The organism is Kribbella sp. NPDC058693 (genome assembly GCF_042715335.1).
GTDB classification, from domain to species: domain Bacteria; phylum Actinomycetota; class Actinomycetes; order Propionibacteriales; family Kribbellaceae; genus Kribbella; species Kribbella jiaozuonensis.
The window spans coordinates 1,164,495-1,188,170 of sequence record NZ_JBHXSQ010000003.1; the positions used below are offsets into that span (position 1 = coordinate 1,164,495).

General features: G+C 66.0%; 18 protein-coding genes. 12 read left to right on the forward strand and 6 right to left on the reverse strand.

Annotation, left to right across the window (positions count from 1 at the left end):
• The first annotated feature begins 46 nt into the window (after window positions 1-46).
• A complete protein-coding gene (locus ACFWUU_RS23805) occupies window positions 47-1,417 on the forward strand; it encodes an MFS transporter (RefSeq protein WP_380178321.1) in 1,371 nt (456 codons plus the stop codon).
• On the opposite strand, the gene ACFWUU_RS23810 is transcribed toward ACFWUU_RS23805, so the two are convergent.
• Window positions 1,399-2,325, reverse strand: a complete 927-nt coding sequence (locus ACFWUU_RS23810; RefSeq protein WP_380178323.1) for a GNAT family N-acetyltransferase — start codon at window positions 2,323-2,325, stop codon at window positions 1,399-1,401. The genes ACFWUU_RS23805 and ACFWUU_RS23810 overlap by 19 nt on opposite strands.
• Window positions 2,326-2,442: 117 nt before the next feature.
• On the opposite strand from ACFWUU_RS23810, the gene fdxA reads away from it, so the two are divergent.
• Window positions 2,443-2,769 (forward strand): ferredoxin, encoded by a 327-nt coding sequence (fdxA, locus tag ACFWUU_RS23815; RefSeq protein WP_012923087.1) that lies wholly within the window; start codon window positions 2,443-2,445, stop codon window positions 2,767-2,769.
• A gap of 45 nt (window positions 2,770-2,814) precedes the next feature.
• Here fdxA and ACFWUU_RS23820 read toward each other — a convergent pair whose 3' ends face one another.
• A complete protein-coding gene (locus ACFWUU_RS23820; RefSeq protein ID WP_137258324.1) occupies window positions 2,815-3,792 on the reverse strand; it encodes a hypothetical protein in 978 nt (325 codons plus the stop codon).
• A 107-nt stretch (window positions 3,793-3,899) separates the two neighbouring features.
• The gene (dapD, locus tag ACFWUU_RS23825) at window positions 3,900-4,838 is read right to left on the reverse strand and encodes a 2,3,4,5-tetrahydropyridine-2,6-dicarboxylate N-succinyltransferase (RefSeq protein ID WP_380178325.1); all 939 of its coding nucleotides are present in this window, start codon (window positions 4,836-4,838) and stop codon (window positions 3,900-3,902) included.
• 77 nt (window positions 4,839-4,915) lie between these two features.
• On the opposite strand from dapD, the gene ACFWUU_RS23830 reads away from it, so the two are divergent.
• Genes ACFWUU_RS23830 through ACFWUU_RS23840 form a run of 3 tightly spaced genes read left to right on the forward strand, consistent with a single transcriptional unit; the run spans window position 4,916 to window position 6,629 of the window.
• Window positions 4,916-5,740 carry a phosphotransferase family protein gene (locus tag ACFWUU_RS23830; RefSeq protein ID WP_380178327.1) on the forward strand — a complete coding sequence of 275 codons (825 nt, stop codon included), beginning with the start codon at window positions 4,916-4,918 and terminating at the stop codon, window positions 5,738-5,740.
• Window positions 5,737-6,396, forward strand: a complete 660-nt coding sequence (locus ACFWUU_RS23835) for an NAD-dependent dehydratase (RefSeq protein WP_380178329.1) — start codon at window positions 5,737-5,739, stop codon at window positions 6,394-6,396. Before ACFWUU_RS23830 ends, ACFWUU_RS23835 begins: the two co-directional genes overlap by 4 nt.
• The gene (locus ACFWUU_RS23840; protein WP_380178331.1) at window positions 6,393-6,629 is read left to right on the forward strand and encodes a hypothetical protein; all 237 of its coding nucleotides are present in this window, start codon (window positions 6,393-6,395) and stop codon (window positions 6,627-6,629) included. The genes ACFWUU_RS23835 and ACFWUU_RS23840 overlap by 4 nt, the downstream gene beginning before the upstream one ends.
• A 252-nt stretch (window positions 6,630-6,881) precedes the next feature.
• Here ACFWUU_RS23840 and ACFWUU_RS23845 read toward each other — a convergent pair whose 3' ends face one another.
• The gene (locus ACFWUU_RS23845) at window positions 6,882-7,160 is read right to left on the reverse strand and encodes a hypothetical protein (protein ID WP_380178333.1); all 279 of its coding nucleotides are present in this window, start codon (window positions 7,158-7,160) and stop codon (window positions 6,882-6,884) included.
• A 56-nt stretch (window positions 7,161-7,216) separates the two neighbouring features.
• Here ACFWUU_RS23845 and ACFWUU_RS23850 point away from each other — a divergent pair, with 56 nt between their 5' ends.
• Together ACFWUU_RS23850 and ACFWUU_RS23855 are read left to right on the forward strand one after the other, a co-directional pair.
• The gene (locus ACFWUU_RS23850; protein WP_380178335.1) at window positions 7,217-7,456 is read left to right on the forward strand and encodes a hypothetical protein; all 240 of its coding nucleotides are present in this window, start codon (window positions 7,217-7,219) and stop codon (window positions 7,454-7,456) included.
• A 172-nt stretch (window positions 7,457-7,628) separates the two neighbouring features.
• Window positions 7,629-10,703: a GH92 family glycosyl hydrolase gene (locus tag ACFWUU_RS23855; protein ID WP_380178337.1), complete on the forward strand. Its 3,075-nt coding sequence runs from the start codon at window positions 7,629-7,631 to the stop codon at window positions 10,701-10,703.
• A 568-nt stretch (window positions 10,704-11,271) separates the two neighbouring features.
• On the opposite strand, the gene ACFWUU_RS23860 is transcribed toward ACFWUU_RS23855, so the two are convergent.
• Window positions 11,272-11,562, reverse strand: coding sequence for a hypothetical protein (locus ACFWUU_RS23860; RefSeq protein ID WP_380178339.1), 291 nt, complete (start codon window positions 11,560-11,562; stop codon window positions 11,272-11,274).
• Window positions 11,563-11,702: 140 nt separating this feature from the next.
• On the opposite strand from ACFWUU_RS23860, the gene ACFWUU_RS23865 reads away from it, so the two are divergent.
• Window positions 11,703-12,029 carry a hypothetical protein gene (locus ACFWUU_RS23865; RefSeq protein ID WP_380178341.1) on the forward strand — a complete coding sequence of 109 codons (327 nt, stop codon included), beginning with the start codon at window positions 11,703-11,705 and terminating at the stop codon, window positions 12,027-12,029.
• Window positions 12,030-12,054: 25 nt separating this feature from the next.
• Here ACFWUU_RS23865 and ACFWUU_RS23870 read toward each other — a convergent pair whose 3' ends face one another.
• Window positions 12,055-12,285: a hypothetical protein gene (locus tag ACFWUU_RS23870; RefSeq protein ID WP_380178343.1), complete on the reverse strand. Its 231-nt coding sequence runs from the start codon at window positions 12,283-12,285 to the stop codon at window positions 12,055-12,057.
• A 76-nt stretch (window positions 12,286-12,361) separates the two neighbouring features.
• Between ACFWUU_RS23870 and ACFWUU_RS23875 the strand changes: the two genes are divergently transcribed.
• The 4 genes from ACFWUU_RS23875 to ACFWUU_RS23890 all read left to right on the forward strand — a co-directional run bounded on the left by ACFWUU_RS23875 (window position 12,362) and on the right by ACFWUU_RS23890 (window position 23,465).
• On the forward strand, window positions 12,362-12,703 hold the full coding sequence (locus ACFWUU_RS23875; protein WP_380178345.1) for a hypothetical protein: 342 nt from the start codon (window positions 12,362-12,364) through the stop codon (window positions 12,701-12,703).
• Between the two features lie 45 nt (window positions 12,704-12,748).
• Entirely contained in the window at window positions 12,749-13,150 is a 402-nt protein-coding gene (locus ACFWUU_RS23880; RefSeq protein ID WP_380179057.1) for an SMI1/KNR4 family protein, read from the forward strand.
• A 365-nt stretch (window positions 13,151-13,515) separates the two neighbouring features.
• A complete protein-coding gene (locus ACFWUU_RS23885; protein WP_380178347.1) occupies window positions 13,516-23,253 on the forward strand; it encodes a polymorphic toxin-type HINT domain-containing protein in 9,738 nt (3,245 codons plus the stop codon).
• Complete coding sequence (locus ACFWUU_RS23890) at window positions 23,250-23,465, forward strand: DUF2283 domain-containing protein (protein ID WP_380178349.1); 216 nt, start codon at window positions 23,250-23,252, stop codon at window positions 23,463-23,465. The genes ACFWUU_RS23885 and ACFWUU_RS23890 overlap by 4 nt, the downstream gene beginning before the upstream one ends.
• Window positions 23,466-23,676: the final 211 nt, after the last annotated feature.

Sequence of the window (23,676 nt, forward strand, 5' to 3'; positions counted from 1 at the left end):
GCCTAATGCCCCTCACATCACGGCGGTCTCACACCGTTCCATCGACGTGCACATCACTCAGACACGAAATCGGGGCGCGATCCTCGCTGTCCTGCTCACCGGCCAGTTCATGGCCAATATCGACACCGCGGTCGCGAACGTTGCCGGCCCGTCGATCGGCGCCGATCTGCACGCCTCCGAGGGTGCGGTCGGCCTGGTCGTCTCCGGGTACGTCGTCGCGTTCGCCGTACTGCTGATCACCGGTGCGCGGCTCGGCTCGTCGCTCGGGTACCGGCGTACGTTCCTGCTCGGTCTGACCGTCTTCACCGCGGCGTCTGCCTTGTGCGGCCTCGCTCCCGGCATCACGTTGCTGGTCGTCGCTCGCTTCGTCCAGGGCGCTGGTGCGGCGCTGATGGTGCCGCAGGTGCTCAGCGGCATCCAGTTGCACTTCCAGGGCCGTGACCGGCTCAAGGCGCTCGGGTACTTCTCGATCGCGCTGTCCGGCGGCGCAGTGGCCGGTCAGCTGCTGGGCGGTGTGTTGATCGCTGCAGACCTCTTCGGCACCGGCTGGCGACCGATCTTCCTGGTCAACGTGCCCATCGGTATCGCACTGGCTGTGGCGGGTCGTCGCCTGCTGCCTGTCGATTCTGTCGGGCACCGCGACCGCCTGGACCTGACCGGCGTACTCGCCTTGTCCACAACGGTTCTACTGGTCATCGTGCCGCTCCTGCTCGGCTCCGAACGCGGCTGGCCCACCTGGTCCTGGCTCTGCCTCCTGCTCAGCCTGCCCGCGTTGGCGCTCTTCGAGTACGGCGAACGTCGTACGGCGGCACGTGGTGGCCGCCCGCTCGTAGCGCGCCAGGTCTTGGCCGACCGCTCGGTCCGCGCCGGTCTGCTCGCCCACGGGTGCACCAGCGGCACGTACTTCGCTCTGCTCTTCGTACTCGCCCTTTACCTCCAGGGCGGGCTGCACAAGGGACCGGCGTACTCAGGCTTTGCCATGGTCGTCTGGGTAGCTGCGTTCGGTCTGGCCGGCCCGATCCTGCCCAAGCTGCGTAGGGGAGTGCGGTGGATGCCGGTTATCGGCTGCCTGGTCCTGACTGCCGGCTACGTGGCCGTGCTGGCCTATCTGCTCCTGGGCGGCCATACCGGCGCGTTGCTGTTCGCGCTGCTCGGCATTGGCGGGCTGGGGCTCGGTATCAGTGCCAACACCCTCATCGGTGCGGTCACGTCGCGCATGTCCTCGGAGTACGCCGCTGACCTGTCCGGAGTGGTCGCCACGAACGCACAGCTATCTGGAGCGCTCGGCGTCGCGTTGGCCGGCTCGACCTACGCTGCGCTCGCTGCAGACCCCAGCCGCGCGCTGGAGGTGGTGGTGGCGGGTTTCGTCGTACTGACGCTCATCGGGGCCGCTGCGGCTCACCGACTGGTCAGATAGCGATACCGGTACGCCTCCCGGTACCCGAGCCGCGTGTACGTCGCCATGGCGGCGGCATTCTCGAGCAGCACCTCGAGATAGGTACGCCGCCCGCCGTGCGGCCCCGCCCACCGCGCCAGGCCCTGCACGATCGCCGTACCGAGCCCTCGGCGCCGATAGCCGGAGCAGACCCGGATCGCGTCCACACCGAGCCAGTGGCCGGTCATGGACCCCCGCCCGACCGCTACGACCTGCCCGTCCAGGCTGACCGACGCGAACACCGCCTTGGCGGCGCCTTCAAGCACTTGCGGGGCTACAACCGGCACCGGGCCGTCGAAGGCAGTTGCGTACCAGGCGTCGTTCGGCCGGTCGGCCACCTGCACGTCGTAGGCAGGTGTGGCGTTCACGTGGTCCAGCGTCGTGTGCATGACGAGGACGTCGGACTGCTCCGGGCGCGCATCGACCCACCCGCAGGCACGGATCTGCTCGTCCTGGGGACTACCTAGGCGGATCTGGGCCTGTGCGGGCAGATTGCGCTCGGCATAGAAGTCGATGGCCTGCTGGAGGGCGTCCGGGACCGGCATACCGGGGTCGCCGGCGGGCAGGAGCGAGTTGCCGCGGCCGGTCCAGCCTGCGGATGCCCGCAGCAACCAGTGGCCGACGTACGCCGTCTCAGCCGCCGGGCGACCCAGCGCCGCGGTCAGGAACAGCTGGTCGACGTCCACCGGGCGCAGTGGCATCTCGGGGATCGTCTTGGCCGCCGTCACGTCCGCGGTCGGGATCTCGTGCACGGTGCCGTCCGCGTGCCGGACAGCCAGGATCTGGGGGGCTCCGGCCTGCAGTACGCCGATCAGGTCGGTCAGACCGCCCGGTATCCAGTGCCGGACGACGACACGGTGGCCGATATCACGGGCGCCGAGGCCTGACACGATCCGGACTCCTGGCAAAGTGGGCGAAGTACTACCGTGATACTAGAGACACGAGCATCACCGCATCGCAGCACCCCGAATCCCACGCTGCGCTTGCCTGCCATAGGAGGAGTAGCAGTGACCTACGTCATCGCGCAGCCGTGTGTTGACCTGAAGGACCTCGCCTGTGTCGAGGAGTGCCCCGTCGACTGCATCTACGAGGGCAACCGGATGCTGTACATCCACCCCGACGAGTGCGTCGACTGCGGAGCTTGCGAGCCAGTCTGCCCGGTAGAAGCGATCTACTACGAGGACGACACCCCGGAGCAGTGGAAGGACTACTACACCGCGAACGTCGACTTCTTCAACGACCTCGGTTCGCCCGGCGGTGCGTCCAAGCTGGGCAAGATCGACAAGGACCACCCGTTCATCGCCGCGCTGCCGCCGCAGGAGCACGACGAGTAAGCAGCTGATCACGGAAATGGGACGCCCCGAGCGGGCGTCCCATTTCTATTGGTCCAGCACGTCCACGTGGACGTGGTCCAGGTGGCGGAGGATCTTGGGGTCTCCGGAGCGCTCCGGCGGCGTGTAGTCCCGCCAGCCGCTGTCGGACCGCCCGCCGGCCGTCCAGATCTTGTCGCTGAAGATGACCGTCTTGATCTTCAGCAGGTCGGCGCGCGCCACCAGGTACTGCGCGATCGCCCACCCCTTCGTCGTGTGCGCGGTCGAGATCGGCCGGACGAACACGTCCACCGCCCGCCCGTCGTAGTGCGCCGACCCCTCCATATGCCCGGTCGACACCCCACCAGCGGCGTACCCACCGGTCGACAGCGTCCCGAACGTCCGGATCAGGTCCTTCCGTACGGCGTCCGCCCGCGGCGTCAGCCCATTGGGCCCGATCTTCTCGACCGGGACCGAGTCGGTGTTCACGGTGCAGCTGAACACGCTCTTCGACTGCCCGGTCAGCGCCGACGCCAGCACACGCGCGTCCGCCTCGTGATCGGCGTACGCCGTCGGGAACGCGCTGCGTTGCACCTTGTCCGCGGCGACCGTGATCGCGAGCGTCTGGTAGTTCTTGATCTTCACCAGCGCGTCGTAGAACTTCCCGGTCGCGTAGTACGGGTCCTGCACCTGCTTCGCCGTACCCCAGCCCTGTGACGGCCGCTGCTGGAACAGCCCGAGCGAGTCCCGGTCGCCGTGCGCCAGGTTGCGCAGGTCGGACTCCTGGTACGCCGTCGCGAGCGCGATCGTCGCCGCGCGGGCCGGCAGCCCACGCCGTACGGCGGTGCCCGCGATGATCGCCGCCGCCTCGGCCTGCTCGAAGTCGAGTACGACCATCTGCCCGTTCACCGTCGCTGTGCACTGCTCGCGCGGCGGCAGGAGGTTGCCGACCTGCTTGCCGCCGAGCCAGGCGATACCGACGCCGACCGCGAGGCTGAGCACGCCAATGGCACCCACGGCCACGAGGGCACCACGCTTCACCGGCATACCGCTCCCAACGTCCGAGGGCGGGGGACAGGTTCCAGTTCGCCCATCACGAACTGATTGACGTGTGCATCCTCACGTTGGTTGGCAAAGTCATACTTTCGTACAGGTCAGGCGTTGGCGTGCAGCGCCTCGTTGAGCGTGATGCCCTGGCCCTTGCGCGGCCGGGCCTCGACCGCGCCGGTGACCGAGTTGCGGATGAAGAGCAGACCGGGCTGACCGGACAGCTCCCGGGCCTTCACCGTGGTGCCGTCCGGGAGGGTGATCTTGGTGCCGGCGGTCACGTACAGGCCCGCCTCGACCACGCAGTCGTCGCCGAGCGAGATGCCGGTCCCGCCGTTCGCGCCGAGCAGGCACCGCTTGCCGATCGAGATGACCTGCTTGCCGCCGCCGGACAGCGTGCCCATGATCGACGCGCCCGCGCCGATGTCGCTGCCGTCGTCGACCACGACACCGGCCACGATCCGGCCCTCGACCATCGACGTACCGAGCGTGCCGGCGTTGAAGTTCACGAAGCCCTCGTGCATGACCGTGGTGCCCTCGGCGAGGTGCGCACCCAGCCGGACCCGGTCCGCGTCACCGATCCGGACACCGGACGGTACGACGTAGTCCGTCATCCGCGGGAACTTGTCGACGCTGGTGACGCCGAGGTGCTGCCCCGCGGCACGGGCCCGGAGACGGACGTTCTCGATCTCGTCGACCGGGACCGGGCCGAGGGACGTCCACGCGTTGTTGGGGAGGGCGGCGAAGATGCCGTCCAGGTTCACGCCGTGCGGGCGGACCAGGCGGTGGCTGAGCAGGTGCAGGCGCAGGTACGCGTCCGCAGTACCGGTCGGGGCGTCGTCCAGCACGATCTGGGTCGCCACCACCTCACGCCGTACCTGCCGCAGGTCGTCGTGGCCCTCGGCGGCGATCAGCTCGGCCGGCGCCTTGGTGTCCTCCGGCCGCGCCCCGAGCGCAGGCGCCGGGTACCAGACGTCCAGGACGTCTCCAGCATTCGTCACGGTCGCAAGGCCGAAGCCCCAGGCATGCACGGCAGTCTCGGTCATGGCTACACCCTAATTCGGCGGCGATCCGGCGCGTGGCGTGGTCTACTCTTCGGATGCTTCCCGCCTGGCTTGAGGTTATGTCGGATCCGGTTCTCGAGGCTACGAAGGCTCCTGGGGTCGGCGCGTTGAGCGGGGAGTTGTTGCGGCAGTGGGGGTCGTCCGAGGTGTGGCGGTTGTCGTACGGGCTTCGCAGCGTGATCGTGAAGCGGGGGACTGACGGGCAGGCCGACGAGGCGGCGGCGTACGAGCGTTTCGTCGTACCGCTCGAGTTGCCGGCGCCCGCGTTGCTGCATCGGCATCGGTCGCCGGAAGCGGGCGTGCTGGTGCTGGCGGACGTCGGGCGGGTGACGTTGGAGCAGGAGCCGAGTGCGGACGGGTTTCTGGCCGCTGCTGAGTTGGCGGCGACGATCCGGTCGAGGGAGGTGCCTGGGCGCAGCGAGTTCCCGCCGGAGCGGGTGAAGGAGATGGCGGACCGGATCGGGCGCATCGACTTCGACCTCAGCCCGCTGACCGAGGCGCTGGCCGCGCTGCATCGCGACGTACCTGTGGGGGTTGTGCATGGTGACTTCGTGCCGAAGAACCTGGTCACCGACGGCGTGCGCTGGACCGCGATCGACTGGCCGGGCGCGTACCTGGCGCCGCACCTCAGCGACCTCTACACACTCCTCCGCGACGCCGAGTCCCTCGGTCACGACCGCGCCCCGATAGTTGCCCGCTACATCGATGCCGCAGGCACCAATCCTGCTGTGGTCGAACGCCAGTTGTTGGTGGGTGGGTGCTGCTTCTACCTGATCGCGTTGAACTTCATCGTCGAGGAAGGCCTGCGAACGATCCCGGAGTCGTCGGGCTGGATCGACGGTCTGCTCCGCGAACTCGCGGACGTCGTCGGAACCTTGTCGTGAAACTCCTGGTCCTGGGCGGTACGAAGAACCTCGGCCGCCATGTCGTCGAAGCAGCGCTTGCCTCCGGCCACGATGTCACGCTCTTCAATCGCGGTCAGACGAATCCGTCATTGTTTCCTGGTGTTCGCCGTCTCGTCGGCGAGCGCGCGGCGCCCGACGCGTTGGCATCGGGCGAGTGGGACGGCGTGATCGACATGTCCGGCTTCCTCGTCCAGGACGTCTCGCTGAGCGCTTCGGTCTTGCGCGACCGATGCGGCTTCTACACCTACATGTCGTCGATCGCGGTCTACGCCAGCAAGGTGATCCCCGGCATGACGGAGTACGCACCGCTGCTGCCCTGGCCGGACGGCGCCCCCGAGGACCACTTCACGATGGACCTCTACGGCCCGTCCAAGGTCCGCAACGAATCGTTGCTAACAGCCACCTTCGGCGCCCGAACCGCCGCCGTACGCTCCGGCTTCGTAGTCGGCCCCCACAACCCCGACTTCGGCAACTGGGGCTGGGCCCTGGCCCACAACCAGCCCCTGGAATGCGCCGCCCGCCCCGACCAGCCCATCCAATACATCGACGCCCGAGACCTAGCCGCCTTCCTCCTCCACCTCACAGTCGAGCACCTACCCGGCCCTACAACGCCGTCGGCCCCACCCACACGATGACGGACCTAGCCAACGCCTGGCGCTCCGCCGTACCCACCCCTCCACCCGTCGACTGGCACCCCACCGAAGACCGCTTCCACCTCCCCCACAACGGCACCAACGACGGCACCTTCCAACTCGACAACACCCGAGCCCTGACCGCCGGCTTGCGCCTGCGCCCACCCGAAGAGTCCGCCCGCGACTACGTCACCTGGATCCGCAAGGGGAACACCCCACCCGATCCGCCCCATTGATCGGGGCATCCTGGGGTATCCCGGGGCAGATATCCACAGACGCAGGTCGAAGCCCTCTGCGACGGTTCGTTGGCACCTAAGGTGTCGCTCCATGTACTTCGAACGGCCGCTGGTGCGTGCCTACGTGGACGAGACCGGCGACCGTGGTCTTCGTCCAGATCGTCGCGGTACTTCGGCATGGTGGCCGTGGTCGTCGCCGACGAGGACGACCCGGGTCTGAGGCGCGCAATCGCTGAGTGCCGTCGGCGGCTGTCAGTTCCCGCAGGCAAGCCTTTGCACTGGACCGGGCACGTGAAGCGCTACCCACGCAGACAGTTCGTCGCAGCGCAGCTCGCTGCGGTGCCGGGCATTGTCTTGAACATCGTGCTGATCGAGAAGGCCGCCGTCGCCGACGGCATCTCGGACCAAGTTGCCTTCTACAACTTCGTCGCCGGGCGAGTCCTCGAACAGGTCCTGGACACTGCCGACGACTGGCCCGGAGGTCGGCGGGACGTCGTGATCACCTTCGGTCACGTGCGTGGCTTCAAGCACGACGAGACCCTGGCCTGGTTCGAGAAACTGCGAGCGAGCGACTCGGCCGAGTCTCCTTGGGACCTGCTGCAGGCAGGCCAACGTTCCTGGGACCGGGCCAGCTCGACGGTCTGCAGGCGGCGGATCAGTACTGCGGCATGCTGCGCGCCGCCCTGGAGGCGGACGAGTTCGGCGGTTTCGAAGCGCACCACCTGCTGGCGGTCCGGCCGCAGATCCGCTACCCCGGCGGGTTCGAAGGGATCGTGCTGCCGGGCACGATGCCGGCGTACCCGTGGTGGCCGGAGGATGGGTTCTGAAAGAGAGACGAGGCCTTCGATGGTCCGGAGCGCCGCACCTGACAGGCGGGTCTGACAGCAGACCTGGCGTTCTCTCCGCGGCCATCGAAGGCCTCGTGATGGTCAGTTTAGCAGTCCGTCCACGATGGAAACGTTCCTCCCGCGGCGGCGCACTGATACGTAACATTGCGCCGTGATCATTGAGACCGGTGGTGGACCAGGTGGACCGACCAGCCCGCGGGCTGGGTTCAGCAGCGTGGAGGGGACCCGGTATTCGGGGACTTCTGGTGGGCGGCAGGAGATTGGGCTGCCGGGGGCCGGGGGAGTGGTCGCGGGTGGGGATCGGTTGCGGTACAAGATCTATCCGGTGCTTGATGCGGGGCTGACGTACGCCGCGACGTACGCGGCCGTGGAGCTCGTTTTCGCGGACGGGACTCGGTCTTTCGGTGTGGACCAGTACGGGAAGCCGGCTGATGCGGCCGGGCAGGGGGCGGCGAAGATCCTGTACGCCGATCAGTGGAACGACGTGCAAGTTGATCTGACTGCTTTTGAGGGGAAGACGGTCGCCGACGTCCTGCTCGTGGTGGATGCACCCGGGGCGGGGGAGTTCGAGGGGTGGATCGACGACGTCGAGATCGGGCCGGCTGGTGCGGAGCCGGACGGGTCGGATCTCGCGGCGTACGTCGACACCCGTCGCGGGACGAACGCCAGCCACGACTTCTCCCGCGGCAACACCCTTCCGATCACCGCCTGGCCGAACGGGTTCAACTTCCTGACCCCGGTGACCAACGCGTCGACGTACCGCTGGCCGTACGAGTACCACCGCGCCAACAACGCGGACAACCGCCCCGAGCTGCAGGGCCTCACGTTCTCGCACCAGCCGAGTCCGTGGATGGGCGACCGCGATCAGCTCACGATCATGCCGGTCGCGGCCGCCGAGCCGCTAGGCGATCCGGCCGAGCGCGCGGTCGCGTTCAGCCATGACGACGAGGTCGCGCGGCCCGATCTCTACGCGGTCGCGCTCGCGAACGGCGTACGCGCAGAGCTCGCCCCGACCGACCACGGCGCGATCTTCCGTTTCACGTTCCCGGCCGACGCGGACGGGCGGCATCTGGTCTTCGACACGATCGACGAGAACGGTGCTTTCTCGTACGACGGGACCGCGGTCACCGGCTGGGTCGAGAACGGCGCGGAGACCGGGCGGACGCGGATGTTCTGCTACGGCACGTTCTCTGTCGCACCGATCGGTTTCGGCGAGGCGTCCGGCGGGCGGGAGAACGCGCGGGCGGCGAGCTTCGACGTACCTGAGGTGACGTTGCGGATGGCAACGTCCTTCATCGGGGTCGAGCAGGCGCGGCACAATCTCTCGCTCGAGCTCGGCGGGAGCTTTGAGGAAATCCAGGCGGCGGCCAACGCTGCTTGGAATGAACGGCTCGCGGTAATGCGGCCCGAGGGGGCGACGCCGCCGCAGCTGCGGACTGTTTACGGCAATCTCTACCGGCTCAACCTCTACCCGAACTCGCACTTCGAGAACGCGGGGACAGCCTCGGAGCCGTCGTACGTGTATGCCAGCCCGGTGCTGCCTGTGGACGGTGAGGCGACCGACAGCTTGACCAACGCGGTCGTGAAGACCGGCAAGATGTATGTGAACAGTGGGTTCTGGGACACGTATCGGACCGCGTGGCCGGCGTACGCGTTCTTCTATCCGGCGTTGACCGCGGAGCTGATCGACGGGTTCGTGCAGCAGTACCGCGACGGCGGGTGGATCGCGCGGTGGTCCTCGCCCGGGTACGCCGACTGCATGACCGGGACCAGCTCGGACGTGTCGTTCGCCGACGCCTACCTCAAGGGTGTCGAGCTGGTCGACCCGTTGGCGACGTACGACGCCGGGCTCCGCAACGCGACCGTCGCGCCGGAGGCGACCGAGGTCGGGCGGAAGGGCGTGGAGACCGGGTTCTTCGCCGGGTACGTGAGCACCGACACCGAGGAGAGCGTGTCGTGGTCGCTCGAGGCATATCTGAACGACTTCGGGCTGGCGTCGATGGCGTTGCAGTTGTCTGAGGTGTTTCCTGATCGGCGTTCGCAGTTGTTGGAGGAAGCGGAGTACCTGCGCCGGCGGTCGTTGAACTACGTCCTGCTCTTCGACCCTGCGGTGAACTTCTTCCAAGGCCGCCTGGGGGACGGGAACTTCGCCAAGTCGCCTGCCGACTTCGATCCCGAGGAGTGGGGCGGCGACTTCACCGAGACCGACGGCTGGAACTTCGCCTTCCACGTCGCCCACGACCCGCGCGGCCTCGCCAACCTGTACGGCGGCCGTCGCGGTCTCGAGGCCAAACTCGACGGGTTCTTCTCCACTCCCGAGCTGGCCACCAAGAAGGGCACGTACTCGATCGTCATCCACGAGATGCTCGAGGCGCAGGCCGTCCGGATGGGCCAGTTCGGCTTCAGCAACCAGCCTGCCCACCACATCGCCTGGATGTACAACTACGCCGGCGCCCCGCACAAGACCCAAGCCATCGTCCGCGAGGTCCTGGACCGGTTGTACATCGGCGAGCAGATCGGCCAGGGCTACCCCGGCGACGAGGACAACGGCGAGATGTCCGCGTGGTACCTCTTCGCCGCCCTGGGTCTCTATCCGCTCCGCGTAGGCGCCCCCGACTACGCCATCGGCTCTCCACTCTTCCCGCGTGTCGTGGTCAACCCGCTCGGCGGCCGACCCTTGACCGTCACCGCCTCCGGCGTCGAAAAGCCTTACGTCCAAGACGTCCTGGTCGACGGCAAACCGTTGCCAACCGCATCCATCACCGCCGCCGAACTGGCCGCAGCCGAGCACCTGGACTTCACCCTCGGCGCCACCCCGTCGGACTGGGCCACCCTGGACTCCCCACCGGCCCTAACCCTCGACGACGCCATCCCCACCCCACTCACCGACCTGATCCCCCGCGACCCCAACAACCCCCTCTTCGACGACACCTCCACCACCGAGACCGTCATCGACCTCACCGCCACCTGGTCCCTCCCAGCCCCGGCGACCCCCACCATGTACACCCTCACCTCACCCCACACAGGCCCCGCTCCAACCGCCTGGCGCCTGGAGGCCTCCCTAGACGGCACCACCTGGACCGTCCTAGACACCCGCACCAACCAATCCTTCCCCTGGCCCCGTCAAACCCGCCCCTTCACGATCCCCACCCCCACCCCCCACCAGCACTACCGCCTAACCTTCCCCACCCCCACAACCCTCACCCAAATAGAACTCCTGAGCTAGCCCGCCAAAGGACACCGCTCCGCGGCGGCTGTCTTATCGGCCGGCTCCGCCGGCGCGCGGACTGCATCGACACGTCCGCGCGGTCCGCGCGCTCAACTGTTGCGAGCTGCAGGTCGGCCGCGGGCTCGCCGGCGGACTCCGACCGGACGAAGGGACACCGCTTCGCGGCGGCTGTCTCATTGGCCGGCTTCGCCGGCGCGCAGACCGCATCGACACGTCCACGCGGTCCCGCGCTCAACTGCCCTGAGACGCGAATCCGACACGTCTCCGGCGCAGCTGTCTTTCACCCCAGATAGATCGGCCCGGCGACTGCGAAGGACGGGCCTTCGGCGGCCACGGAGCCCGGACCCGCACAGCTCCGCCCCACAAACCGGCGAGAGCCGCTCCGCCACCTCACCAGGCAACCCAGCCGCCGCCCAACCTTCGCGGCCCCAACCCTGCCAACCACCAGCCAAACCAACACCCACCACCCTTATCCGAGAGCCTTCTCCGACTCATCCCGACGGGGCCCAAGGGTTACCAGCCGCGAACGCAGCATCCAGAGGCTGACCACAGTCATGACTAAGGTTCATCCGTGAACAGCGAACGCCGAGACCAACTCCTGGCCGCGGTCGAACACCCTGAAGGCCGCGATCGTCTCCGAGCTGTCGTGAAGCGCATGCTCGATGAGGGCACCAGCGACACTGTCCTCCTGGAGGGCTTGGAGCAGATCCGAGCCCTGGTCTCGCCCGCCGACGAGGACAAGATCCTCGATGTCATGGACCTCCTCGTCGGCTGGTGCGCTCCACAGTTCCGGCTGACAACCACGCTGGCAGTTGACCAGTCTCGTCTCGTAGGGAGCCGACTTACCGGGGTGCACTACGACCTTCTCTCAATTGGGACGCCGAACCACTGGCCGGCTCCGCTGGTGATGAGGTGGCGATGGCAGTCCTGTTGAGATTCGACAGGATGGGAGTCGTACTTCGATGGGAGCTGCGCCCTCCGATCGAGCGTCTCGTGATGCGGAGCTATGCAGAGGACGATCCCGGTCCGCTCAAGCGTCGGCTCGACGTATCTCGGCGGTGGTCAGCTTTTCTCGGCGCCCAGGTTGTCGGCATCTACTGGACCGAACAGGAAACGACCGACGGGTTTCAGCCTTGGGCGGTGACGCTCGATTTCGAAGGCGTTGGCGAATTGGTGATCGCGCTCGGTGAACTGGTGGACGGCGTCCCGACGTACCTCCCGGACTCGCTGATCGTCACCGCCTCACAAGACGTTGCCCGTTCCTACAAACCACCCGCATCACCGACGCCGGCCTGGACGAACCCCGGAGGTCCGGATGTCTGATCAACAGAGTCCTCTGGATGCCGGATCACCGACCCCAACCGCAATGACGATCCAAGATCTCCTCGGCGTGGCTCCAGGCCTCCGCGAGCATGCCGTGCTTCCGGAGCTGGATCCCTTGTCCCAGGACGATGCGCTTCAAGAGGCGCAGGTTCTTGATATGCGCTTCGACGTCCTCTCGGGAATCGCCGGAGTCCTGTTCGAGCTCCGGCAGGCGCTCCAACTTCAGCAGGCGAACACGGGCGTTCTGGTGGCCCACGGAGTACGTGACGGCAAGGTCCGAACACACTCACCCTCAGACCCCTGACTCTCTGAACTCCCGGAGGATGCCAGCCTTGGACACGGATGAGGACTTCGTGCGCCTGGCCGAAGCACTTCGAAGCAGAGTCCGGATGTATGTGCCCGACGATCGGTTCACGACGCTGGTCGCGTTCGTCGACGGCGTCAACACAGGAACCGACGGGCGTCTGCTTCGCGGTTTCAACGAGTGGCTTCAGCAGAGCCTGCTCGGGCATGTGACGAACCTCCATTGGTCCGCCGTGATTAGATCTCATGTTCTGGGTGTCGATCTTGGCGAGCGAACGGACGGAACGGTCAACGCGAACTTCGATCGTGACGCATCTCAGCAATTGAGTGCGTCCCTACTCGAGTTCCTTCGTCACCGCTCAGAGAACTGACGAGCCGAAGGCGGGTTGCCGTGGGAACGGATCCTCTTGGAGAAGGTGCGTGCCGGCGAGGCGAGCGTGGGAACCCGCGCGTCGGGGGAGTTGATTGACAGCGCTGAGGCGGCACTGGGACAACTCCCGACCGACTACAAGACCTTCCTCCGGAAGTTCGGCTACGCCTCGATCGGCCCGGACGAGATCTGCGGTCTCGGTCAAGGCATCCCCCGCTATCTCGATGTCGTCGAGCTGAGTCTGGCCGAGAGGCATGACTCCGCCGGCCTCCCTCCAGACGGCGTCGTGCTCTTCAACGACGGCGGTGGAAATCTGGCTTTCCTGAAGGCTTCGGAGAGCGATCCGTCACCGGTGTACTCCTGGTTCCACGAAGATCCGGGAGCTATCCAGATCGACTCCCCGAGCTTCTTCACCTGGCTGCTCGCCAAGTTGGCAACCACGCGCTGAGAAGCGGCATGAGCTACTCCGTCATCGGAGAGGTTGCCGACCATGTGAACGATCTCCCACCCAACTGGAGAGTGGTGATGTTCCGACTGTGGTTCTCGTATCGCCGCAGTTGCTTGGCGGGAGAGCACTGGCGCAACGGGCAGTTCGCTGCGCCGCCGGAGGCGGACAAGACAGCCGCCGCGGAGCGGTGTCCGATCTGGGGAGTCTGACGGGTACGGGGGCGTTACAGGTTTTCGGGAAGTTGCAGGTTGCTGCAGATTTGTGGCTGGGATGCATTGGGGGCTGATACTTTCCCGTTCGGCGCTGGTGGGGTCGGGGGACCCCAGGGTCCTGTTGCAGGTCGTCCACGCCCAGGGGGATCGGTCATGGCCGTGTCCAGGTTGTCTTCTCGTGCTCGTCGTCGTCGGGTTCGCATCGCGAAGTTGGCGGCGATCTTCGTTGTGTTGGCAGTGCCGTTGGCTGGTGTTGGGCCGGGGTTGCCGGTCGCTCCTGCGGCTGCTGCGGGTACGCCGCCACCGGTGCCGCCGGCTGCGATGTCGGGCAAGGGGGAGGCCAAGGCTCCGGCGCAGCGGGTCGGCGCCGGGAAGCTGCCTGCGCCGCTGCCACCGCGGCTGAACAAGGTGCAGCCTCCGTCGCTGCGGGACATGTTCCCGGTCACCGCCGCGAAGCCGGTGAATGCCGCGACGAAGCAGCCGGCGCCGGAACCGGTCAAGCCCGTGCCGTCGACGTCGACCGCGGTGAAGGGGTTCGACAAGCAGACGAGTCGTGAGCTGCCGGAGAAGCGGGACCGGTTCTCGCAGACGTTCGAGAACGCGGATGGCACCGAGACCAGCATGCTGTCGCCGGCGCCGTTGAACTTCCAGAAGCCGGATGGCTCGTGGGCGGAGATCGACGCGAACCTGCAGCCGCGGGACGGTGGCGGATGGGAGACGATCTCGACGGAGATTTACTCCTGGATCGCGGCTCAGGCCAACGCTGACCCGGTGGCCGAAGTCCAGCTGGGTGACGGCCACAATGTCGCCTGGGGCCTCGCAGGAGCGGCTGGTGTCAATGGTCAGGCGTCGGGCAGTTCGGTGACCTTCGCCGATGCCCTGATGAGTACTGATCTGCAGCTGGACTCGCAGCCGCGAGGCATCAAGGAGACGCTCGTCCTCAAGTCGGCGACCGCCCCACGATCGTTCGTTTTCCCCCTGAACCTGAGCGACAATCTGACGGCATCGTTGGTGGGTCGCGACGTTGTGCTGACTGACGAGCACGGCACCGAGCGCGCTCGGATCCCGGCTGCCTCGATGGAGGACTCGAACACGGTCGAGGTACGGGCGACCTCGAGCGCCGTCACATACGAGCTGGTGATGGTCGACGGTCGGCAGGCCCTCCAGGTGACCGCGGACAGCGTGTGGCTGGACGACCCGGCGCGCGTGTTCCCGGTGCGGATCGACCCGACCGTCATTCCGACTGACCGAGTGACCCCGAACTACGCGGTCAGCGCGGGTGTGAACGGTTCGGTCAGCGGTGCCAGCGACCTGCAGGTCGGCTGCCGGCCGGCGGCGGGTACGACGAACTGTTCGTCGACGTCGGGCTGGAACGCGTACACGTCGCTGCTGTCCTTCCCGAGCCTGGTGGACGCGTTCCGGTACGACACGATCGTTGCGGCGCAGCTCGAGGTGTACAACTACCAGGCTGACACGTGTTCGTCGCGTGGGCTGGATGTGTACGGCGTCATGGAGGGCTGGCAGTCGACGCCGTTGCCGAACTTGAAGTATCCGGGTCCGCAGTCGACGCCGTCAGTGGTCGCATCGAAGAGTTTCTCGCGCGGCTATGTCTCAGGCACGACGGGCACGACGGCTTGCCAGCCGATGTATGACGCGCTCCCGTTCAACTCAGCCGGTGTGTCCTGGCTGCAGAGCCTGGTGGATGGGAATCGGTCGAACTTCGGGTTCGCGCTGTTCGCGGACCAGCGTGCGGATCGGTACTCGTGGAAGAAGCTCGCCGGCATCAGCACCGCGAACCCGCCGAAGCTGGCGGTCACGCACTCGCCGTACCACGCGGCGTACGCCTTCCGGGCGCAGAACCCGGCGGACTATGTCACGCAGGACAAGGCGGGCAAGTTCCCGATGACGATCACGAACCTGGGCGGGTTTACGTGGCTGCCGGGCAACGACTACATGAGCTACCGGATCTACAAGGACAAGCAGTTGCAGAACTGGGCAGTGCTGACAACTCCGGTGACGACGTCGGTGCCGCACGGCGGGAAGATCAATCTGGATGTCGCGGTCGGCGCCTTGCCTGGAACTGCCGACGGTGTCGAGTATCAGATCGAGTTCTCGATGGTGCATCGAGATACGACGGTCAATCGCTGGTATACCGACTGGGGTGTCATACCGGCGCCGCGGCTGATCACGATCCAGAACGTTCCGCCTGTGGTGGATCTGGCCAATGTGTGGCCGTTGAACGGCGCTCAGGCGAACACGTTGACGCCGCAGGTGTGGGCCGCGGGCATCGATCCGGATGCGCCGCCGAGCACGTTGAAGTACAGCTTCCGGGTGTGTGAGGTCGTTGACGACAACCCGCTGGTGGGGTGCTTCTTCAGCGGTGACTACACGTCGTCGAAGACGTGGGTGGTGCCAGCAGGGAAGCTGAACTGGAACCGTGAATACCAGTGGCAGATCTATGTCGAGGACAACGACGGGCAGCACACGATCGGCACGCCGATCACGATGTTCACCGATGTCCCACAGCCCTCGATCACCTCGCATCTCGCGAACAATGACGGCAAGTCGCAGGACAAGCCGTACGACCCCGCGGTCGGCAACTACACCGCGTCTGCGCTCGACATCGTCGTGCCGGTTGCCGGTCCGGAGTTGAATGTCGCTCGGACGTACAACAGTCTCGATCCGCGGCGGGACGGTCTGTTCGGCGCCGGGTGGACCAGTCGCTACGACATGCGGTTGATCATCGAGAACGACGGCAGTGCGTTGGTGACGTATCCGGACGGCCGGCAGGTGCGGTTCGGGGCGAATGCGGACGGGACTTTCGCGGCGCCGCGCGGTGCGAAGTCGGTGCTGACGGCAACCTCTGCGACGGGACCGTGGACGCTGCAGATCGCGCCAGGCACGACGTACGAGTTCGCCCAAGGCACTGGCAAGCTGAGCAAGATCCGCAGCACTCAGGGCCAGCCATTGGTCTTGGCCTACCGCACGGACGGGACGCTGGAGTCCGCGGCGAGCCTGAACGGCGCCGGCCGGAAGCTGACCTTCACATGGACTGCGGACAACAAACACGTCGCGTCGGTCAGCACGCAACCGGTCAACGGCACCCCATTGACCTGGACCTATGAGTACTCCAACGACGTGCTGACGAAGTCGTGCAACGCCGACCAGAAGTGCACGACGTACGGCTCGGCGCAAGGCTCGCACTATCGCAGTGCGGTTCTCGACAGCAAGCCGGATGGCTACTTCCGGATGTCGGACGACGGCAGCGACAACGACGCGACCAACGAGATCGACATCGCGCAGCGCGACGCCTTCGGCACCTACGCCAATGTCCAGTACAACCAGAGCAGCCCGTTGGCGGGCGTCGGCGACGTGGACAAGTCGGTGTCGTTCACCGGCAACTCCTGGGTCTCCCTGGCGAACGGTCTGGCGACCCGCAGTCGCGACGAAGCGATTGAGATGTGGTTCAAGACCAGCGGTGCGACCGCACAGCCCCTGCTCGGCTATCAGAAGGAAAGGCTGGGTAGTACGACGACCGGCGGTATGCCGGTGCTGTACGTCGGTACCGACGGCAAGCTTCACGGCCAGTTCTGGCAAGGTACGGCGGCACCGATGACGTCGTCGACCGCCGTGAACGACAACCAGTGGCACCACGTGGTACTGAGCTCGATGGGAACGCGGCAGTCGCTGTACCTGGACGGCGTCGCGATCGACACGATCACCCAGAGCGTGGTCGACCACTCGCAGTTCGCGGTCAATGAGATCGGTGCCGCGGTCGCGGCCGCTCCGAGCGCATGGCCGTCGTACGGGACGCAGGCCTTGCGGTACTTCACCGGGTCGATTGACGAGGTCGCGCTGTACTCGCACCCGCTGACCACCAGGGACGTCGTCGCGCACTATCAGCAGGGCCGCAACGCCGCGGATCAGCTGTCGTCGATCACGTCGGCGGCCGGCCGGACGACGGCCGAGGTCGAGTACAACCCGGCCAGCGACCGGGTCCAGAGGTATGTCGACGAGAACGGTGGCGCTTGGACGATCGGCACGCCGGAGACGTTCCTCCGCTGGACGCACGACTATGCCGGCTTCCGAGTCGTCCATGTGAAAGATCCCAACAACAAGGACTACGTCTACGAGTACGACATGCTTGGGGGCTGGCTGACGCGCACCGGCCGGCCGCTGGGCGAGGATACGGCGCCGCCTCCTACGGCAGGCACAACACAGGACTGGGCCAGCGAGGCCGGGTATGCGATCCGCACCTACACCCATGACAAGACGGGCCAGCTGACGAAGGTCACCAGCGAAGTGGGTGGCGAGGTCAGCATGACGTACGACGATCGCGGCAACGTGACGTCGACCAAGACCTGCCGTGGCGCGGGTGGCACCGACTGCCACACGGCGTACAGCACGTACTTCGCGAACACCGCCTGGCCGCCGTTGGATCCGCGGTGGGACAAGCTCTGGGAGACCCGTGACGGGCGTTCCTCGGGGCCGACCGACAACACCTACAAGGTCAACCGGAACCTGACTGTCTCCGGGGACGTGGCGTCGGAGTTCAGCCCCGACGGTGGGTTGAAGACCTACTCCTACACCGACGGTCAGCAGACCGGTCCCGACGGGAAGCCGATGCCGCCAGGTCTGCTGAAGACCGAGTCGGTGAAGGTGAACGCGTCGACGACAGCCGTGACGCAGTACCTGTACGACCAGGACGGCGAGCTCGTGCAGACGACGGCGCCATCCGGTCTGGTGACGAAGTACACCTACGACGAGATCGGTCGGAAGAAGACCGAGACACAGATCTCGGACACGTATCCGAGTGGCGTGACGACATCGTACGACTACGACAACATGTCGCGGGTCACGGCGGTGACCGGTCCGGTGACGACCGATGCGGTGACAGGGGAGCAACACCAGCAGAAGGCTGAGTTGGAGTACGACCCCGACGGCAACGTGACCAAGACGACGGCGCGGGATCTGAAGACGTCGGACGAGCCGCGGGTCACGACGATGACCTACGACGACCGGAACCGGCTGGCTTCGACGATCGATGCTGATGGCAAGGAGTCTCAGCAGGGGTACGACGATGCCGGCAACCGGACGTGGTCGGAAGATGCGAACGGCAACCGGTTCGAGTACAAGTACTCGGATCTGAACATGCTGACCGAGGTCTGGGACATGAACCTCCCGGCCGATCCGGACAACCCGCCGACCGACGGGCCACGCGAGGGCATCGACTATGCGGTCCGGTCCAAGACGCAGTACGACGTCGCCGGACGCAAGCGCGCCGAGACCGATGCCATGGGCCGGCTCGTGACGTATGACTACAACCTCGACGACACGCTCAAGACCAAGAAGCTTGAAGGCTTCCACAATCCTGATGGTTCGACGCGGCCATATGTTCTGGAGGACGACACCTACGACGGGGCCGGCAACCGAACCACGGCAGTCACCGACAACGGCAAGACCACCACGGCGTACACGCTCGATTCCGTGGGACGAGTCCTGACCGAGACCCTCGATCCTGCGGGGTTGAAGCGGAAGACAACCTACGCCCACGATCTGGCCGGCAACGTGACGAGCGAGCAGAACACCGGCGACTGGTCGAATGCCACGATCGCAGGGCCGACCTCGATGACCGACGCAACCAGTTACGTGTTCGACGCGACGGGGCGGCGTGTGTCGCAGACCGTCGACAACAGTTCGGGTGCGATGACCACCTCGTGGACGTATGACCAGCGGGGGCTGGCGACGTCGATGACGACGCCGCGCGGCAACGCGAGTGGGGCGGTCAAGGCCGACTTCACCACGACGTACCTGAACGACGAAATCGGGCGGTTGATCAAGACGGTCGCGCCGAAGGTGAAGGCTGAGCACGATGGTGGTGCGCCGGCCGATGTGCAGCCGACGGCGATGGTCGGGTACGGCGCGTTCGGTCAGGCGACCTCGTCGAAGGATGCGCTCGGCAACGTCTCGAAGTCGACGTTCGACAAGCTCGGGCGGACGGTCGAGGTGAGTGCGCCGTCGTACACGCCGCCGAGTGGCAGCGCGTTGACGCCGAAAACGAGCTTCACCTACGACGCGGTCGGGAACCTGCTGCAGCAGATCGACGAGCGCGGCAACGCGACCAAGTTCACCTACGACCACCTGAACCAGCAGGTGCAGGTCGACGGCCCGGGCACGACGAACGACGAACGGGCCGTCACCAAGATCACCTACACCCCGAACGGTGACGTCGAGTCGACGACCGACCCGCTGGGCGCGGTGAAGAAGTACACGTACGACGATCTCGATCGGGTCGTGACGTCGACCGATGTCGAGCGAAAGCCGACCGCGGGGAACTTCGTCACCCGGTTGACCTACGACGACATGGACAAGGTCACGAGCGCGCAGTCGCCATCTGGCGCGGTTGCATTGAGCAGCTACGACTCGCTCGGTCAGCTGACGCAGTCCACCGATCCGAACAACGTGATCACCAAACTGGGCTACGACTACGCCGGCCGGCAGGTGGTTTCGACCGACGGGATGAGCCGGAGCAGCGTCGCGGCGTACGACAAGGCCGGGCAACTGATCTCTTCGAAGACGCTGAACGCGTCGAACGTCGCACTCGGGACGACGTCGCTCGGGTATGACCTGGACGGCGACCTGGTCTCGTCGACGCCTGCGTCGGGGAACCGCGCATCGACGTACACCTATGACGCGCTCGGCAGGCTGATCACGCAGGTGGATCCGGTGTCGGCGACCGACCAGGTCAGCGTTTCTTACGGCTACGACGCGGCGGGCAACCGGACGCGCTACACCGATGGTCGCGGCAACTCGACCACGTACACGGTCAACGTTCTGGGGCTGCCGGAGAAGGTCATAGAGCCGTCGACGACGGCTCACCCGGCGCTGACGGATCGGACCTGGACCGCGTCGTACGACGCTGCCGGGAATGCCGTGTCACTTCTGTCGCCGGGTGGGGTGCAGCGGACCCGCACGTTCGACGCGGCCGGGCGTCTTCAGACCGAAACGGGTGCCAATGCTGAGGCGCCGACCACAACCCGCAACCTGACCTACGACCTCGACGGGCGGCTCGCGACCTCGAGCGCGCTCGACGGCGTCAACACCTACAGCTACAACGACCGCGGCATGCTGCTGCGCGCAGACGGCCCGTCCGGCACCTCGACGCAGGGTTATGACCCGGACGGTCAGTTGACCCAGCGGATCGACGCTGCTGGGACGGCCGACTTCACCTACACGAACGGCCGCCCCACGACCGTGACGGACCCGGTCACTCGTGTCCTGCAGACCCTCGGTTACAACGCCGCGGGTCAACTCGCATCGATCGATTACGGCTCTTCACGGGTCCGCACGATCGGGTACGACGGCTACGGCCGGATGAACTCCGACGTACTGAAGGCCGGTACGACGCCTGGCAGCACGGTGTCGTCGATCACCTACGGGTACGACGCCGACAACAACATCACGTCGAAGAACACCACCGGCGTCGCGGGCGCCGGCAACAACACCTACGCCTACGACCAACTCGGTCGACTGACCTCCTGGACGAAGGGAACAACCACCACCGCCTACGGGTGGGACGCCGACTCCAACCGCACCAAGGCGGGGAGCAAGCTCGCGTCGTACGACGAACGCAACCGGCTGCTGGACGACGGCACCTCCACCTACACCTACTCGCCACGCGGAGCCCTGCTCACGCAGACAACCGGTACGACGACCGAGGCATTCAGCTTCGACGCGTTCGACCGGATGATCACCCGCTCCGACCGCGACTTCACCTACGACGCCCTCGACCGCCCAGTCGAGGCCGGCACCGCCCGGATGCGCTACGACGGCTTCAGCGACGAGGTCGTCTCCGACGGCACCCAGTTCTTCGGCCGCTCAGCCTCCGACGGCCTCCTGTCAGTCGGTTACGACACGACCAAACGTCTAGTCCTGGCCGACCGCCACGGCGACGTCTTCGCCGGCTTCGACCCCACCGACACCACCCTGTCCGCCGGCCTCCCCGACTCCCGCACCTACGACCCCTTCGGCAACTCCACCGCCGCCACCGGCCTCAAGTACCGAGTCGGCTACCAAGGCGACTGGACCGACCCCCGCTCCGGCGACATCAACGAAGGAGCCCGCTGGTACAACCCAGGCACCGGCACCTTCAACTCCCAAGACACAGTCAACTACGCCGCCGGCACGTCTAGCGCGGTCCTCAACCTCTACGCCTACGTCAGCGGCAACCCCCTCACGTTCAACGACCTCGACGGCCACAAAGCCGTCGATCCTGAACTCGATCACGGCTGCCGCTACACAGTTCCCGATTGGCACAATCCGAACGATGACGTGCGACCCATCAGGATCTGTCCGGACCCGCCCAAGCCACCGCCACCACCTCCGCCGCCATCGGGCGACTGCCACACGACACACAACTGCCCGGTCAAGAAGTGCCCGCCGCACACCAGCGGCAAGGACTGCCAGCCAACCGACGGAGGATGCAAGGGCAACTGCGGCGGATGCAAGACGAACTGCGACCCGCCATGCAAGGCGCATCGCTGCGATCCCAAGCCACCGCCCCCTCCGGTCTGCGATGCAGCCTGCAAGAAACGAAAAGAAGCCGAGCAGAAGCGTAAAGACCTCGAGCAAGAGGCCAAAACAGTAGTTCAACCCCCACCCGGGGACCCAACCTGCGCCAGCGGCAACCCACTCTGCCCAGGCGACCCATCCCAGCCGGCAACCGTCGTCACCTCCGGCGGCGACCTAACCGACGAGACCACCGCCTGGTCCAACCAGCAGTACCAAACCGCCCTCAACCAGTACGGCTCCGTCGTTCAGAACGTCGCGTCTACGGATAGTTACAACTGGTTCAACATGGGCATGACGGACGATCCGTCGCTAGGGAAGAAGATCAATCAGTGGTTCGGAGGCGGCAAGTCGATCCAGCAAAAGGTCGGCGACGAAGTCTTCGTCGACCCCCTGGTTGAGACAGGCAAGGCATGTGCGGCGGTAGTCAATACGGAGGGCGACTACTCATCGAACTTGCAGAACTGCAAGGCAGGCCTTGCACTGACGGCCCTAGGCTTCTCGGGCGGTGGCGAAGTCGTCGGCATCGGCGTCAGAACCGCCGAGGGGTTCGCAACAGCCCGAGTTGAAGCCTCGGCGGCAGGGACTCTCTTCGATGGGGCGGCTGGGACTGCGGTCACCGGCTGCCGGACGAACAGCTTCACCGGCGACACTCCCGTACTCATGGCCGACGGCACCACGAAGACGATCAAGGAGGTCAAGCTCGACGATCGCGTCATGGCTATGGACCCTGTCACCGGCGAGCGTGGCCCCCGGAAGGTGATCGACCTCATCCGTCACGATGGGCCACACACGATGGTCACCGTCAGACTTGCCGATGGTACCGGGATCGACGCGACCGATCACCATCCGTTTTGGGTTGTGAACCGCAGCGAGTGGGTAGATGCAATCGATCTGCATTCCGGTGACCAGGTCCTAGCCGCAGATGGTCGCCCCACCCTGGTTGTTTGGGTCGACTCCAAGATCGCGAACATCAAGGCGTATAACCTCACAATCGACGGTCTACACACCTATTTCGTCGGTGTCCGTGCCGTACTGGTCCACAATGCCGGGTGTGTAAGTCTCGCGGAGGCTTTAGCAACGAAGCACGGTCAGGAGCGCCTAGCTCAGCGTGGCTTTGACTCTGTCGATATTGCCATCGCGAAGTCGAGCAATCTGGCCTATGAGCAGGCCGACGGTGCGATGGCACACGTGGCGCAGCTGGGCGATCGGTACAATGTGGTGGTGGTTGGTGAAGGTGGCGTCGTCACGGGCATGAAGGGCCTGACCGAGAAGCAGCTCGGCAACCTGGCTCGGAACTACGGATGGTCGGGGTATCCGTGAGGCTGACTTACGACCCGGACGCGGACGCGGCGTATGTGTATCTCGTCGACGTGATTGGCCCAGGGGAGGTGACACGGACCGTCCCGTCGATGCTGGAGCTGGACAACGCCTTCATTGCCTTCGACCTCAACTCCGATGGGAAGATCGTCGGTTTCGAAATCCTGGGTGCGAGTCGTGTGCTTCCACCCGACACGTTGCGAACCGCCGACTGACAACGCTGACCGACCTGCATTGTCCGGGGGGCGGTGGTGTCTTGACGGGGTGTATCGAGTCGATGGATGGCGCCAATCTAGGTCTTCCCTTCGGATGCGGACGGCGCTTGCCGTCGAGGCCGGCCGATGATCAGGTAGATATGCACCTGATCATCGGTTCGCGACGTAGGCGGTGTTCGCTGATAGGGCAACGTTGCATCCGATGGACATC